The sequence below is a fragment of the Lactonifactor longoviformis DSM 17459 genome (assembly GCF_900129135.1).
In the GTDB taxonomy this organism is placed as follows: domain Bacteria; phylum Bacillota; class Clostridia; order Lachnospirales; family Lachnospiraceae; genus Lactonifactor; species Lactonifactor longoviformis.
The window spans coordinates 39889-55858 of the sequence record NZ_FQVI01000022.1 but is presented as its reverse complement, the minus strand read 5'-3'; the positions used below and the strand labels follow the sequence as shown (position 1 = coordinate 55858).

The following is a 15970-nucleotide window of genomic DNA, read 5'->3' as shown; positions in this document are numbered from 1 at the left end:
TTCCTTTCTCTTATTGTTCTGTGTTTTTATGGAAACATGGGAACCAAATCCAGACCTTCCCATTCTTCAAATCCAAATAGCAGGTTCATATTCTGTACCGCCTGACCGGCTGCTCCCTTCACCAGATTGTCCAGAGCACCCATCATTATGATACGGTTCGTTCTGGCATCAATCTTAAAGTTAATATCCACGTAATTACTGCCTTCTACCCACTTCGTCTGGGGATATATATCCTTATCCAGTACCCGCACAAACTTCTCCCCGGCATAATACTTATCATAAGCTGCCTTTACGTCCTCATACGAGACGTCCTTCTTCAGTCCAGCATAGGCAGTAGCCAGAATTCCCCTGTTCATGGGCACCAGATGAGGAGTAAAATTGATTTTAATTTCTTCCCCGGCCGCGTATCCCAGCTGCTCTTCAATCTCCGGCGTATGACGGTGGGTAGCCACCCCATATGCCTTCATATTTTCATTCACCTCACAGAAAAGGTTATCTACTTTCGCCCCTCTTCCTGCTCCGGAGGTACCAGACTTAGCGTCTATGATAATGGTATTGGGGTCAATGATCCCTTCTTTTACCAAAGGATACACCGTAAGAATACTGCAGGTCGTGTAGCACCCCGGATTAGCTACCAGTCTGGCCTTCTTTACCTTCTCTCTGTTAATTTCACACAGCCCGTACACCGCCTCCTCTATAAACTGGGGGGATTTATGCTCTATCTTATACCACTCCTCATAGGTTGCTACATCCTTAATCCTGAAATCTGCACTCAGATCTACAATTTTAACTTTTTCCAGCATCTTCTCATTCAGCATAGATGCACAGAATCCCTGGGGGGTAGCGGTAAAAATCACATCTACCTGTTCTGCCAATGCTTCCATATTATCATCCATACATACATCATCTACAATTTGAAACATATTCTGATAAACTTCACTGTATTTTTTGTCTATGTAGCTTCTGGATCCATACCATGTAATCTCTGCCTCTTTATGTCCCTGCAACAGACGTACCAGCTCTGACCCCGCATAGCCGGTAGATCCGATGATTCCTGCTTTAATCATTGATTTTCCCTCATTTCTTTCTATTTTTTACAGTAGTCCTGCTTACTCATTCTTAATGATATAATACTTCTCCGGGCTTTTCAAGATATGATATTCAGTTTTGCCCGGCAGAACACTTCGCAGAACAGTGATGTGAGAACTGTGGCAGCTTTCTTTTCATTTGCATAATTATACATTATCATTGTATATTATGCAACCTTTTTTCTGTTTTTTCATTAATATAGAAGCGTCCGCTTAAATTTCCTCTGTTATAAAGGTTCCTGCAGATACCCGGTATAAAAAAATTCATCATTTTTGCTATTTATACTTGCATAATTATAACAAATGATGTATATTAACCATTAGTATAAGGCACGCACAAAAGACGGCCGTATAAATTTAGGAGGATATAAGCATGAAAGAAAAGGTAATTTTAGCATATTCCGGCGGACTGGATACCACAGCGATCATTCCCTGGTTAAAAGAAAACTTTGACTATGATGTAGTATGCTGCTGCATAGACTGCGGACAGGGCAACGAATTAGACGGACTGGACGAAAGAGCCAAGCTTTCCGGAGCATCCAAGCTTTACATAGAAAATGTAATAGACGAATTTTGTGACGACTATATTGTACCATGCGTACAGGCCAACTCAGTCTATGAAAATAAATATTTGCTGGGCACTTCCATGGCTCGTCCAGTTATCGCCAAGCGTCTGGTGGAAATTGCCAGAAAGGAAGGCGCAACTGCCATCTGTCACGGAGCCACCGGCAAAGGAAACGATCAGATCCGTTTTGAACTTGGCATCAAGGCGCTGGCCCCCGATCTTAAAATTATCGCCCCCTGGAGAATGACAGATGTCTGGACTATGCAGTCAAGAGAAGACGAAATTGAGTACTGTAAGCAGCACGGCATTGACCTGCCTTTCTCCGCAGACAGCAGCTACAGCCGGGACCGAAATCTATGGCACATCAGCCATGAAGGTTTAGAACTTGAGGATCCTGCCAATGAGCCTAACTATGAACATCTGCTGGTACTTGGAGTTACTCCTGAACAAGCTCCCGAAGAAGGAGAATATGTAACCATGACCTTTGAAAAAGGTGTTCCTGTGCGTTTAAACGGAGAAAGTCTAAAAGTTTCCGAGATCATCACCAAGCTGAATGAACTGGGCGGAAAACATGGCATTGGAATCGTAGACATTGTAGAAAACCGTGTGGTTGGAATGAAATCCAGAGGCGTCTATGAAACTCCGGGAGGAACTATTCTGATGGAAGCTCATCAGCAGCTGGAGGAGCTTGTATTAGACCGGGCAACTATGGAGACTAAAAAGGACCTGGGAAATAAATTTGCCCAGATCGTGTATGAAGGTAAATGGTTTACACCTCTTCGCGAGGCTATCCAGGCATTTGTAGAGTCAACACAGGAATATGTAACCGGTGAAGTTAAATTTAAGCTTTACAAAGGAAATATTATCAAAGCCGGAACCACCTCACCGTACAGCCTGTACAGCGAATCCTTAGCCTCCTTCACCACAGGCGAGCTATACGATCACAACGATGCCAGCGGTTTTATTACCCTGTTTGGTCTTCCCTTAAAAGTGCGCGCTATGAAAATGGCCGAGGCTGAGAAAAATAATAAATAATTTTGTTAATAAAGAGGTATGCCGCTCATCACGCGGCATACCTCTTTATTTATCCATCTTTCATTCTAACATCTATTCTCCACATATCTCTGAATATTAGAAGCATTTACATACTTTGTGGCTTCTCCCTGACTTACCACCACCAAAGTGGGAGCCTGCATAATTCCATATTTCTGAGCAAGATCCGGGTGCTGCTCCGCATCAATAATCTTAAACTCTTCCCCTTCCAGCATCTGTTTCGCTATCCGGCAGTTGGGGCAGGTGCTTGTGGTAAACAATAATTTCTTGTCATCAGCCACTGGTGTCACCTCCACAGTTTCCTGGGATATCTTAACCAGACTCTTATGGGCAGGCTTCATCTGGGAGTGAGACACATTGTATAGTTTTCTGTTTTTATATTCCTGGCTCTTACCGTCATTCCAGTTTTGAACCGGGCGATAATATCCGGTAATACGGCTGTATACCTCTGCGGATTTACCGCAGGTGGGGCATATAAAGTGTTCCCCTGCAATATACCCGTGTTCCTTGCACACAGAATACGTTGGAGACAGTGTATAGTAAGGCAGTTTATAATTTTCCGCAATCTTGCGCACCAGCGATGCCGCTGCTTTCCAGTCCGGAAGCTTTTCTCCCAGGAAAGCATGGAATACGGTTCCGGAAGTGTATAGTGTCTGAAGTTCATCCTGAATATCCAGGGCGTCGAATATATCTTCCGTATACTCAACAGGCAGGTGAGAGCTATTGGTATAGTATGGTGTATCCCCTTCAGCGCCTGCGGTTTTAATATCCGGCCACTGTTCTCTGTCATGCTTTGCCAGACGGTAGGTAGTGGATTCTGCCGGAGTTGCCTCCAGATTGTAGAGTTCACCGTATTCCTCCTGATAATCAGAAAGACGGTTTCGCATATAGTTCAGCACTTCTTTTGAAAATGCCTGAGTCTTTTCATCTGTCATATCCTGTCCCAGCCATTTTGCATTCAGCCCAACTTCATTCATGCCAATTAAGCCAATGGTAGAGAAATGATTGTCAAAGCTGCCCAGATACCTCTTGGTATATGGATAAAGTCCCTCGTTCAGAAGCTTTGTGATAACCGTTCTCTTAATATGGAGGGAACGTGCGGATATATCCATCATATGATCCAGATGCCTGTAGAATTCTTCTGCAGTATTGGAGCGGTATGCCAGCCTTGGCATATTAATGGTAACAACACCCACAGAGCCTGTACTTTCCCCGGAGCCGAAGTATCCCCCGGTTTTCTTTCTGAGCTCTCTCAGATCAAGTCTCAGACGGCAGCACATGCTGCGCACATCGCTGGGCTCCATATCACTGTTAATATAGTTGGAGAAATACGGGGTTCCGTATTTGGATGTCATTTCAAACAGCAGACGGTTATTTTCTGTATCAGACCAGTCAAAGTCAGAGGTAATGGAATAGGTCGGAATGGGATACTGGAAGCCCCTGCCGTTGGCGTCACCTTCGATCATGGTCTCAATAAATGCTTTGTTGATCATATCCATCTCTTTTTTACAGTCTTTATACTTAAAATCCATCTCTTTTCCGCCTACAATTGCGGGAAGCTCCGCCAAATCGTCGGGAACTGTCCAGTCCAGTGTAATATTGGAAAACGGCGCTTGTGTCCCCCATCGGCTCGGTGTATTCACTCCATATATAAAGGATTCAATACATTTCTTCACTTGCTGGTAGCTCAGGTCGTCGGTCTTTACAAAAGGCGCCAGGTAAGTGTCAAAAGAGGAGAATGCCTGGGCTCCTGCCCATTCGTTCTGCATAATGCCAAGGAAGTTGACCATCTGATTGCAGAGCACGCTCAAGTGTTTGGCAGGAGCGGATGTTATCTTTCCTTCTATTCCTCCCAGGCCTTCCTGAATCAATTGTTTCAGAGACCACCCCGCGCAGTAGCCGGTAAGCATAGATAAGTCATGAATATGAATATCAGCATTGCGGTGTGCCTCAGCAACCTCATCGTCGTAAATCTCAGACAGCCAGTAATTAGCTGTGACAGCACCGGAGTTGCTGAGAATCAGTCCTCCTACGGAATAGGTTACTGTGGAGTTTTCTTTTACCCTCCAGTCTTCTATCTTAACATAGCTATTTACAATATCCTTGTAGTCTACAATGGTAGATTTCATATTGCGGACTTTTTCTCTCTGTTTTCTGTAAAGAATATATGCTTTTGCCACTTCAGAATATCCGGTTTGGATCAGAACATTCTCAACACTGTCCTGGATATCTTCCACCGTTATCTGGTTGTCTCTGATCTTTTTCTGAAAATCTGAGGTTACGCGCAGTCCTAATAATTCCAGCATATCATCGCTGAAATGTTTCTCATTAGCAGCAAAGGCTTTTCCGATGGCACGGGTAATTTTGTTCATCTTAAATTCTGCTATTTCTCCATCTCTTTTTACTACCTGAAACATTGTATTTCCTCCTCGATCTATGTAGTGTTTTCCCTTAATTATCATTCCCCGGCACCTGCTTTTGCTTATCTGTTCCCTTCCAAGGCAGGTTCCTGTACGTAACATTGTATCAGAGACATATGGGAGAGTCAAGAGCAAAAAGCACCATATATTGTGTCTGCTTTTATGAAGAAACAATATATGGTGTAATTTTGACTACTATTTTCTATCTTCTATTTTGTAAAAGCTGTTGCTGAACAAGAGATTTTTCCGTAAATAGCAAATACTGCCGAACATTTACTGCCTTCCTCCACCTCAGATCTCTGTCTTCAAAAAGTTGTCCGCATTTACGAATTACCCTTTACTAGTTATGGTATTATTTACCAGTTTCTTTGTGCAACATTCACAATGCGCCTAAATCTTAGGGTAAATTTCCTTGGAGACAAATGCCTTAACGGAAATCCCTTCCGGAAGATATTCCTCTTCTAACAACTCTCCTCCCTGTCTGATAAGCTGAAGAAGCCCTGCTTTTTCATAAGGATAGAGCCTTTCAATATAAATCTGGCCTTCTCTGAGAATCTCTGCCAGTACTTCTCTTAGCTCCTCCAGGCCCTGTCCTGTTTTTGACGAGGTTAGAATAGAATAATCTGCCCGAAAATCCCGGAAGCCTCCCGGTACACACAGTCTGTCCTGTTTATTGAACAATGTAACTATGAGCTTATTTTCTACCTGCAGCTGGCGGAGAGTCTCATACACTACATGCATTTGTGTATCCATCCGGGGATTGGAAGCATCTACTACATGTATAATAATATCCGCATACCTGGCTTCCTCCAGAGTGCTCTTAAATGCCTCTATGAGGTGATGAGGCAGCTTTTGTATAAAACCTACGGTATCTGTGAGCAGGATCTCCTGCTTGCCGGAAAGCTTCAGTGCCCTTGTGGTGGTATCAAGTGTAGAGAACAACATCTCATCCTCATAGATGCCGGCATCTGTAAGGGCGTTCAGCATACTGCTTTTCCCAGCCGATGTATACCCCACCAGTGCTGCCACCTTTTTATGCGTCTTTGCTCTCTGCTTTCTTATTAGCTCCCGGTGCTGCTTTACATCCTCCAGTTCCCGTTTGAGCAAACCAATCCGAGTGTGGATCAGCCGTCTGTCCATCTCTAATTTCTTTTCTCCCGGCCCCCTGGTTCCTATTCCGCCCCCAAGGCGTGACAGCGAATTGCGCAGTCCCACCAGTCTTGCAGCTCTGTACCTAAGCTGTGCAAGCTCTACCTGAATCTTACCCTCACTGCTGGTAGCTCTGGCGGCAAAGATATCTAAAATCAGCAAAGTCCTGTCCATGATCTTACATTCCAGACTCTGCTCCAAATTTCTCAGCTGCACTGCAGACAATTCATCATCACAGATAATTCCTGTGGCGTCCAGTGCATAAACAAGCCCCTTCAGCTCCTCCAGCTTTCCTTTTCCTACATATGTGACAGGATGTATGGCTTCCCTGTTCTGGATTAGCGTACCTGCCACCTGTGCCCCGGCGGTTCTAGCGAGTTCTCCCAGTTCCTCCAGAGATTCCTCTGTATTCTCCCTGTCGTTCTCCTGTACTCCCACCAGGATGACTCTCTCTTCAATCTGACTCATATCGTATAACTGCATGGTATAGTCTTATTCTTCCTTTCCCTTGGGTTTTCATAGATATTATTATAAGACTTTTTCCCAATTGATATTCCCGCTGGCTTTTCATTCCCTCACTCAGCGCCTTGAGAAATCGTTCTGTAATCACAGGCTACCACAAGTATAGCAGCCTGTCCACCTCTGATTCCCAGTTCAAATGGCAAATATGAAAAAGATTGACAATAAAATCAGAAAGCTTTATACTTATCAATAGTGCATTTATTAGTTGGCGACTCAACTAATAATTTTTTTAATCTATGGAGGTATTATATGGAAAACACACGTGCACCGCAGGCAGAGAACAAGATGGGCGTTATGCCCGTACCCAAACTGCTTCTTACCATGTCACTGCCAATGATTATTTCTATGTTGGTACAGGCTTTATATAATGTTGTAGACAGTATGTTTGTAGCACAATTGAATGAGAATGCTCTGACTGCGGTATCTTTAGCTTTTCCGGTACAGAACTTAATGATTTCTATTCTCACCGGTACAGGAGTAGGCATTAACGCGCTTCTATCCAGAAGCCTTGGGGAAAAGAAAATTGATCGGGCAAATAAAGTAGCCAATCACGGAATTATCCTCACCATTATCAGTTTTGTTGTATTTCTTTTAATAGGTATCTTTTTTTCTAAATTATTTTATACCATTCAGACCCAGGATGCCCAGATAGTATCATACGGTACATCCTATATGAAAATTTGCTGTATTTTTTCCTTTGGTATGTCTCTTCAGATAACCTTTGAACGTCTTCTGCAGTCCACAGGAAAAACCTTCTATACTATGATTACACAGGGCCTGGGGGCAATTATCAATATTATTCTGGATCCCATTATGATCTTCGGACTTCTCGGTTTTCCTAAGCTGGGAGTGGCAGGAGCTGCCATCGCAACTGTAACCGGCCAGATCATCGCAGCCATCCTGGCTGTCTGGTTTAACCTGAAAAAGAATAAGGAGTTACATATCACTCTCCGCGGTTTTAAGTGGTCCGGTAAAATTATTAAAGGGATTTACTCCGTGGGTATTCCTTCTATTATAATGGCATCTATCGGCTCCGTTATGACCTTTGGCATGAATAAGATTCTGATCGCATTTACCTCTACAGCTACAGCTGTATTTGGTGTCTATTTTAAGCTTCAGAGCTTTGTATTTATGCCTATATTCGGACTGAATAACGGATTGGTTCCAATCGTTGCCTATAACTACGGGGCAAGAAAGAGCTCACGGATTAAGCAGGCAGTCCTTGTCAGTGTCATTGCGGCAGTGAGTATCATGCTTATAGGACTGGCACTTTTCCAGCTCATACCCTCCCAGCTTCTGAATATTTTTAACGCCTCTGACAACATGACCGCTATTGGGGTACCGGCCCTCAGAATCATTAGCCTGAGTTACCTGCTGGCCGGTTTCTGTATCATATCGTCATCCGTTTTCCAGTCTCTGGGTCACGGAATGCTGAGCCTTTGGGTATCCGTCATCCGGCAGCTGGTTGTTCTTCTGCCTGCAGCTTATCTCCTCGCCAGAGTTGGTGGCCTGTCTGCGGTATGGTGGGCATTTCCCATAGCAGAATTGTTTTCCTTTGTACTGTGCGTGCTGTTTCTGCGTCATACAAAGAAAAAGGAAATTGACACTTTAGAACAATAAGATATTGTATCCACGGTTTTCTTGTGTAAGGCTTCACGAATCTATATCAGCTATCTGTCATCTGATATAGATTCACACAGCCATCTGCAGTTCCGTTCTCTACTGTAAATGAAATGCCTGCCCTGTCATTTACCGGGTATACTCTGCCTGACAGAACCGTGCTGTCATTTACGAAAACTTCTAAAACGGAATTGTCAATAAAGGCACGTATAGACACATGCTGTTCATCTCCCCGATACCTGCTATAAAGAGAGTCTTTCACAACTTCAGGAATCACAGAAGATCTTTCACGGTATATCCAAATTGTTTTTGCCCTGGACAGGATCCAGATATCTGTATATTCAGTCCCGTCTTCCGAGTCAAGTACCCGTATTCTGATATCTCCGTCTGTCTTTAAGAAGCATTCTACTTCTGCTGTCATAGAATGACAGGACATCTTTTTTGTGCCTGAAAACCCACAAAGCTGATGTGTTTCTGTAAGCTTTCTCAGTAATTTAACCTCCTCTGCGCAGGAGAAACTTACCATGTCTCCGTCCTCCAATGTGACTACTCTGGGGAGAGAGATGGCGCCGGACCAGGGTCCGTCAGTGATAAGTTCATTTCTGTCATCTTCCCGCAGCCATCCCCACATAATATAGCGCCCCTTGGGATCCTTGAATACATTAGAGGCACAAAAGCAGCCACTATCTATAATTTCACCGTGCCGGGTCACATGAAGCGAATAGTCTTCATTTAAAGTCCCCACAACATACTGTGCATTTTCCTGAAAGCAAGTATAGACAAATACAATTTTCTCCCCAAAGACCATCACATTGGGACACTCATAAATTGTTGTTCTGCATTCTGTATAAAAGCAGTTCTTATATTCCCAATTGCGGTAATCCTTTGATTGGTAGATATGAAATGCCGCCTTCCAGCCATCTACAATTCCTGAAATGACCATTAAGATCTCTCCCCCATACTGAAATACAAAAGGGTCTCTCCAATGGGTCAGATATTTTCCCTGCCTTCTGTTCTGTTCTGGGGATAAAATAGGATTCTCATCTATCTGTTTCCAGGTCTTCATATCCTCCGTGACGGCTATCCACTGCTCCGCGCCCTCAATATGTCCCCGCTCTCCATGTCCATAGGATCCCACACTTGTGTAGAAAATCTCTAACCGGCCGTCGTTTTCATATGCACAGCCCGAGAAGCAAAAATTTTCTCCCCTATCTTTTGCCGGATATAATGCAGGCTCCAGATGACTCCAATGGACCATGTCCCCGCTGACTGCATGGCCCCAGTGAAGATTCCCCCATTGATATCCTGAAGGATTATACTGATAAAAAAGGTGATACTTCCCTTCAAAATATATGGGTCCATTGGGGTCGTTGATCCAATTCTGCTCCGGCCTGAAATGATAACTTGGTTTATGTTTCATATAATCACCTCAATGTCTGAATGTTGAATGTATCTTAACTGCATTTCCCTTCTCCGAGGAGGCATACACACCTTCAATGATTTCTACCACATGGACCTGTCTTGTAATTGAACATCCATCCTCAGGGAATTTCTGATTCTTATCCACTGCCTCTGCAAACTCTTCCAAAATATCTATATTTAAATCTGACATATCCACTTGGATTTTGTAGCAATCTTTGAATCCGGCATAAGTGATTTTGGAATCACTTACTTTCTGATATGGAGAATACACAATTACCCGATGTTCAGAATCATTCATATTGATATAAATAATTCCTTTGTCCCCATAAATTCTAAACTCCCATACACAGAGATCCTTATCTGCAGCAGTACACCAGTTTGCACGTATGCTGGCCATTTTTCCGTCTTTCCAGCTCATGACTACCACTGCATTGTCTTCCACCGTGGGATTGAACTTTTCTCCTTTCAGACTGGTCCTCTCTCTTTGCATTATATTTGTTTTTCCATACACCTCGTCCACCGGACCGAACAGATATGTAAGCATGCTGATTGGGTATATACCCAAATCTGCCAATACTCCCCATTCTGCCACTGATTTATCAAAAAACCATGGTGCGTGTAATGGTCCCTGGTGAGCAAAGACTCCGTCTACTGCACAAACATTGCCTATAAGCCCCTGACCGATCATCTTTTTCACTTCTCTGATATGTGTATATGCATCGTTGGGGAGTGCCATAAATATTTTATTGGTCTTATCAGCTGCCTCTTTGATCATTAAAGCGTCCTTTAAATTAGTTGCAACCGGTTTTTCACACAACACATGTTTTCCCGCATTTAATGCCTCTGTAACCAAACGGGCATGGGTAGTGTGGTAAGAGGTTACGATAACCGCCTCTACCTCTTTGTCCTGCAGCAGTTCCTTCCAATCTGTATATTCTTTTACCCGAAGCTCTTCGGCTGTTTTATGAAGACGTTCACTGTCCGTATCATACACTCCAATTAATTCCGTTTTGTCTTTCATTCTTTCGAATGAATAAAAATACCTGCCTCTGGCTATATCACCGCATCCTGCTAACGCGCATTTAAGAATTCTCATAAAACCTCTCCTTACTTGTATTATTCATCTGCCTCTTCTTCTTTTAAAATTCTGCGGATATACTCTAAAGAATCTTTTACATATTTTTCAGGTCTCTTCAAGCCTCCCAGTTCCATGGAAAGAAATCCCTGATACCCTGTTTCCTTAAGTGCTCTGACAAATCCATTCCAATCAATTATCCCCAGTCCTACCGGGTATGAATAACAGAGCAGTCCATCTGTATCTCTAAGATGTACATGAAAGATTTTTTCTCTCAGTTTATAGACAGACCACGGAAGATATTCCCGCTGCATGGACTGCCATGCCGCATCAAAATTGGTTCCAAAATAAGGACTGGATATTCTGTCAAAAGCCCTGAGCATACCGTCTGTTGTGCCAATCACAACATTTGCATGGCCCTCAAGAGCAAATCTGATTTTATACTTTTCGCACAGCTCCACAGCTTTGCTTAAGGATTCCACATACCGCTCCCATACTCCTCCTGCGTCAAAGTTTGGAGGCATCTCTATCATATGTTTGGGCTCAAAAAGTTCAAATCCAGGCGCATACGGGTGTATAGATGACGGCAAATACGGAACGGGTGCTCGCAGTTCCTTAGGCCAGTTAGAAACTACATTAATCGTATCCGTACCAAGTTTGGCGGCAGTCTCTAATCCCCGTTCAAAAAAGTCTAATGCCCTGTCTCTTTTTTTGTCATCGTTGTCTAATAAATCTTCTACTGCATGTGCATATAAGATAAATTCTGACAGCTCCATGTTATAGCCCTTAATCATCCTGTCCAGTTCCCGGCAGCGTTCATCCGTATAATACTCATTTAAATCTTCTGCCGTATAGGCAATTAATTCAATGCCGTCAAATCCCAGTTCTCCAATCGTCTTAACCGCTTCTTCATACGGCGGTTCATAATGAGGATGTGTAAAGCATCCTACTGCTGCTCCTACTTTCATAAATTCTCCTTTCACTGTTCCTAGTCTTTCACGCCTCCTGCAGTTAGTCCCAAAACAATATATTTCTGGAAAAAGATTGCTAACAGCAGGGGAATCAAAGTTGCAATACAGCCGCCTGCCATCAGCATTCCGTAGTCTATCCCCCCATGAGTGGTACTAAATTGCGATAAAGCGACTGTAAGTGTAGTTGTCTCTTTTGAGTTCATAAAGATGAGTGCATACAAAAATTCATCCCAACACATTAAAAAGACCAACGTCCCAACTGCAACATATCCCGGTTTTGCCAAGGGTACAATAATTCTCAGGAATGCCTGAAAATAATTGCACCCGTCAATCCTGGCAGCATCCTCTAAATCAGGCGGTATTGATTTAAAGTAGCCGTGCAGTACCCAGATGGCATACGCCATTACCATTCCAAGGTATAAAACAACAAGAGTAACGATCCTGTCAATCATTCCGAGTCTGGAGACAGTCTCATACAGAGGTATCACCAATGACACAGTTGGCAGTAATTGAATAAACAATGCCAGAATCATCAGCATATTGCTGCCTCTAAACCTCAGTCTTGCAAAGGCATATGCTGCCATCCCTCCGATAAGCAGAGAAATACCTGTGGTAACAGCAGCAACTTTAAAGCTGTTAAATATGGAATGAATAAATACTTCTGATGTGCTTGCGATTCTTCCTCCACGGAATACTTTTATTATCGAAGAAAAGAACTCCCGGTATCTGTAAAAGGTGACATTCTCAGGCCAGACGACGGGCCCCCCCGTCAGCAGTTCACTCTTCTCACAAATAGAAGAATAAAACATCCAAAGCAAAGGAGCAAACGTCCATAGCAGCAGCAGTATTACCCCCAGATAGATTCCGACTCTTCCAATTCTTCTTTTTATACTTTTCCCTTTTTTCTTCATAGGCCATACCTTTGATTAAGCTTCCTTCAAAATCCTCAGATATAATAGAGTTATCAAAAAAATAATCCCTGCTATAACAATTGACAGTGTTGCACCCAAACCAAAATTCAGGCTTTTAAATGTTGTGTAATAGGTATAGAAGCTAATTACCATGGTGCCATTGGCCGGTCCTCCATTGGTAAGCATATATACAATATCAAACACCTTCATGGTCTGTGTGGTACGCATAATAAGCACCACCAGTATTATTGGCTTCATCTGGGGCAGAATAATGTGAAAAAATCTCTGAAACACGTTTGCACCGTCAATTTTCCCCGCTTCCAGGCTTACAGCAGATACAGACTGAAGCCCTGACAAGAACATTAATACAGTTAATGGCAGCATCCTCCAGGTATCAGCAAGTACTATCATAATCATAGCTATTTTCGCGTCGCCCAGCCATGCCACAGGTTCCGATATTCTCCCCCACTGCATTAAAAGTCTGTTAATCAATCCATAATTAGCATTCAGCATCCATCCCCAAAGTACTGCGTTTACCAGTGTGGGAACTGCCCATGGAGCAAGGATTGCTCCACGGACAAATCTTCTTCCCTTAAAATTCTGGTTAAGAAGAAGTGCAATCAGCATTCCAAAAAAGGATTGTATGGTCAGTGACATAATTACAAACTGCCCCGTGACCTTCACAGAATTCCAAAACTCAGAATTTGTCAGTACACTTATGTACTGTTCCAGTCCTGCAAACCCATTTTTGGAAGCATCCAGCATATTCTTCCATTGAAAACTGATAACAAATGTGTTGAGCAGAGGATAAATGTTTAATGCGAAGATAACGAGCATTGCAGGACAGATCAGCTTATATGCCGGCATTTGACGATTAAATTTTTTATTGTCAACCATTCTTTTCATGTTTTCTCCTATAACTCACTTCACATACGTATCACCCTTGATCCATGTTTCAGAATATCATCTACTTATATTCTTGGTTAGAGATACGGACGGCTTCATCCAATGCTTCCTGTGCAGTTACCTCTCCAGCCAGTGCTTTGCTCAGATTTAGCTGCAGCATTTTGCTCCATGAGCTGTAATCTGCTATGGTAGGCCGCCCATGAGCATAATCAAATTGCTTCGCCATAATCTCAAACTCAGGGTTGTCCTTGAGAATCTCAGGATCCTCTAAAACGCGTTTTAAGATAGGCATATTTCCAAACTTGTCGAGTACATCTTTTTGCACCTCATAGCTGATAGCTATTTTAATAAACTCCACAGCCCATTCCGGATATTTGCAGCTGGAGGTTATTCCCAATCCGCCACCTCCGGTTGTGGCAGAATACTCTACCTCCCCCTGACCTGGCGCAATCGCCACCTCTACCTTTCCTGCCACAGAGCTGTTCGCAGGATCATTGGTAAAATCATAAGCATAGGACCAGCAGGTCACAAAAGCAGTATCTCCTGCCATAAACGGATCCAAATTATCCCTGTCTGAGTAAGAAACAGACGCCGGATCCGCTGTGTTATCCTTCATAGAGTTAATAAACATGTTCAGGGCATCTACCCCCGCTTTGCTGTTAAACACAAAGTCTCCGTTTTCATTTATCCACTCTCCGCCATAAGCATATAAGGCAGCGTTGAAGTCACATACAAATCCTTCTGCCTGGGATGCCGCCCACGCAGTTCCATGTTTGCAGATCCCCTTGTCCATCATATTCCTGCTCATTTCCAGCATTTCATCATACGTTGAGGGCGGTGCGCTGTATCCGGCTTCCTCCAGCATTTCTTTATTATAGAAAAGCCATTTTCCTTCGGTCATTGTAGGAATCGCATATATATCATCCCCCACTGACATTTCATCCACAAATGCAGGGTATAGCTGTGCTATCTCTTCCTCTGTAAAGTATTCGTTCAGGGGTCTGGCAATCCCTGATTTTGCAAATTCCCCCGGCCACACAGTGTCAACCGTCAGAATATCCAGCTGGCTTCCCCCGAGCGCCATGGTTACTTCTTTGTCATGTACATCTGCATATGCCAGTGAAATAATATCTACATCAATCCCATACTTTTCATAAAATTCATCCGCTACATAAGAATATAAGTCTTCGTGATCTGTAGTAGTGACCATGACAAGTTTTTCTGGCTTATCTTCCGCCTTCCCCTCTGCCTCAGTCCCAGCTTTGCTGTCTGTTGTCTCCTTCCCTGCCTTTCCCTCTTTTCCTGAATTCCCGCATGCTGCCAATGATACTGTCAAGGCTAACGCCATCAACAATGCTAACTTTCTTTTCATCTTATTCTCTCCTTTCCTATATGGTTAAGTAGCACACTTTTATGGGTGTATTACAAATACCTTTTCAGAGTCTCAATGCTTAATGCCGCAGCCTCCAGTTCGTCATATCCATCCGGTTCGTCCTGTTCTACAATCAGCCACTGAGCACCGCTTTCTTCTGCCGCTTCCACTAATTGCCCTATATCCTGACAGCCATATCCCAGGGGACTATACGTAAACCCTTTCTGTATCTTATGAGGGCCATCCTTTGTCTCTTCCTTTAACAGTCCATAGGGTACTTCCCCTTCTTTACCGCTGCTCATGTAGTCTTTCAAATGTACTACCGGACATTGACCTTTATATCTGCGGATATAAGCAGCCGGGTCAAATCCCGCGTATTTAATCCAACAGGTATCCAGTTCCGGCAGCAGACATTTGGAAGGAATACTGTCCATCAAAAAATCCAGTCCTTTTTTTCCTGAAACTTCTCTGAATTCAAAATCATGGTTATGGTACAGCAATTGCATCCCGGCCTCCCGGGACCTCTCTCCCCATTCAAACAGCCTGCAGATGATATTTGAAAACGCCGGGTTCCCTGGCCGATACTCCTCGTCCAGATATGGGATGGCAAGGTATTCACATCCGAGTATTCTGTGTTCCTGGATGACTTGCTCCACGTCCCTCTCCCATGCGGTCAAAGGGACATGACTGGAAACGGCACTTAAACCTTCGCGGTCCATCATCTCCCGCAGTTCCTCCGGTTTATGTCCGTAAAACCCGGCTAATTCCACCCCGTCGTAGCCGAATTCGGCTAGACTGTGCAGGACGGCTGAGAGATTTTTCATTGCTGAATTTCTGCAGGAATACAATTGATATCCTATCTTCATATTATCTTCTCCCTTTCTCTCTTGTCAGCA

The 15970-nt window shown here is 43.5% G+C and carries 12 protein-coding genes; 2 read left to right on the top strand and 10 right to left on the bottom strand.

Annotation, left to right across the window (positions count from 1 at the left end; all coding sequences use genetic code 11):
- Window positions 1–26 precede the first annotated feature (26 nt).
- A complete protein-coding gene (gene argC, locus BUA56_RS16900; RefSeq protein ID WP_072853848.1) occupies window positions 27–1067 on the bottom strand; it encodes an N-acetyl-gamma-glutamyl-phosphate reductase in 1041 nt (346 codons plus the stop codon).
- A gap of 394 nt (window positions 1068–1461) precedes the next feature.
- On the opposite strand from argC, the gene BUA56_RS16895 reads away from it, so the two are divergent.
- Complete coding sequence (locus tag BUA56_RS16895; RefSeq protein WP_072853846.1) at window positions 1462–2688, top strand: argininosuccinate synthase; 1227 nt, start codon at window positions 1462–1464, stop codon at window positions 2686–2688.
- A 65-nt stretch (window positions 2689–2753) separates the two neighbouring features.
- Here BUA56_RS16895 and BUA56_RS16890 read toward each other — a convergent pair whose 3' ends face one another.
- Together BUA56_RS16890 and hflX are read right to left on the bottom strand one after the other, a co-directional pair.
- Window positions 2754–5123 carry a ribonucleoside triphosphate reductase gene (locus BUA56_RS16890; RefSeq protein WP_072853844.1) on the bottom strand — a complete coding sequence of 790 codons (2370 nt, stop codon included), beginning with the start codon at window positions 5121–5123 and terminating at the stop codon, window positions 2754–2756.
- A gap of 393 nt (window positions 5124–5516) precedes the next feature.
- Window positions 5517–6743: a GTPase HflX gene (gene hflX, locus BUA56_RS16885; RefSeq protein ID WP_341443514.1), complete on the bottom strand. Its 1227-nt coding sequence runs from the start codon at window positions 6741–6743 to the stop codon at window positions 5517–5519.
- 303 nt (window positions 6744–7046) lie between these two features.
- Between hflX and BUA56_RS16880 the strand changes: the two genes are divergently transcribed.
- Complete coding sequence (locus BUA56_RS16880) at window positions 7047–8417, top strand: MATE family efflux transporter (protein WP_072853840.1); 1371 nt, start codon at window positions 7047–7049, stop codon at window positions 8415–8417.
- A 46-nt stretch (window positions 8418–8463) separates the two neighbouring features.
- Here BUA56_RS16880 and BUA56_RS16875 read toward each other — a convergent pair whose 3' ends face one another.
- From BUA56_RS16875 to BUA56_RS16845, 7 genes are all read right to left on the bottom strand, one after another.
- The gene (locus tag BUA56_RS16875) at window positions 8464–9837 is read right to left on the bottom strand and encodes a glycoside hydrolase family 32 protein (RefSeq protein ID WP_072853838.1); all 1374 of its coding nucleotides are present in this window, start codon (window positions 9835–9837) and stop codon (window positions 8464–8466) included.
- A 9-nt stretch (window positions 9838–9846) separates the two neighbouring features.
- A complete protein-coding gene (locus BUA56_RS16870; RefSeq protein WP_072853836.1) occupies window positions 9847–10935 on the bottom strand; it encodes a Gfo/Idh/MocA family protein in 1089 nt (362 codons plus the stop codon).
- A 20-nt stretch (window positions 10936–10955) separates the two neighbouring features.
- The gene (locus BUA56_RS16865; RefSeq protein ID WP_072853871.1) at window positions 10956–11882 is read right to left on the bottom strand and encodes a sugar phosphate isomerase/epimerase family protein; all 927 of its coding nucleotides are present in this window, start codon (window positions 11880–11882) and stop codon (window positions 10956–10958) included.
- Window positions 11883–11902: 20 nt separating this feature from the next.
- Entirely contained in the window at window positions 11903–12796 is an 894-nt protein-coding gene (locus BUA56_RS16860) for a carbohydrate ABC transporter permease (RefSeq protein ID WP_072853834.1), read from the bottom strand.
- Between the two features lie 15 nt (window positions 12797–12811).
- Entirely contained in the window at window positions 12812–13702 is an 891-nt protein-coding gene (locus tag BUA56_RS16855) for a carbohydrate ABC transporter permease (RefSeq protein WP_242946784.1), read from the bottom strand.
- Between the two features lie 61 nt (window positions 13703–13763).
- Window positions 13764–15074 carry an extracellular solute-binding protein gene (locus BUA56_RS16850; RefSeq protein WP_072853832.1) on the bottom strand — a complete coding sequence of 437 codons (1311 nt, stop codon included), beginning with the start codon at window positions 15072–15074 and terminating at the stop codon, window positions 13764–13766.
- A 50-nt stretch (window positions 15075–15124) separates the two neighbouring features.
- Entirely contained in the window at window positions 15125–15940 is an 816-nt protein-coding gene (locus BUA56_RS16845; protein ID WP_072853830.1) for a sugar phosphate isomerase/epimerase family protein, read from the bottom strand.
- Between the last annotated feature and the right edge of the window lie 30 nt (window positions 15941–15970).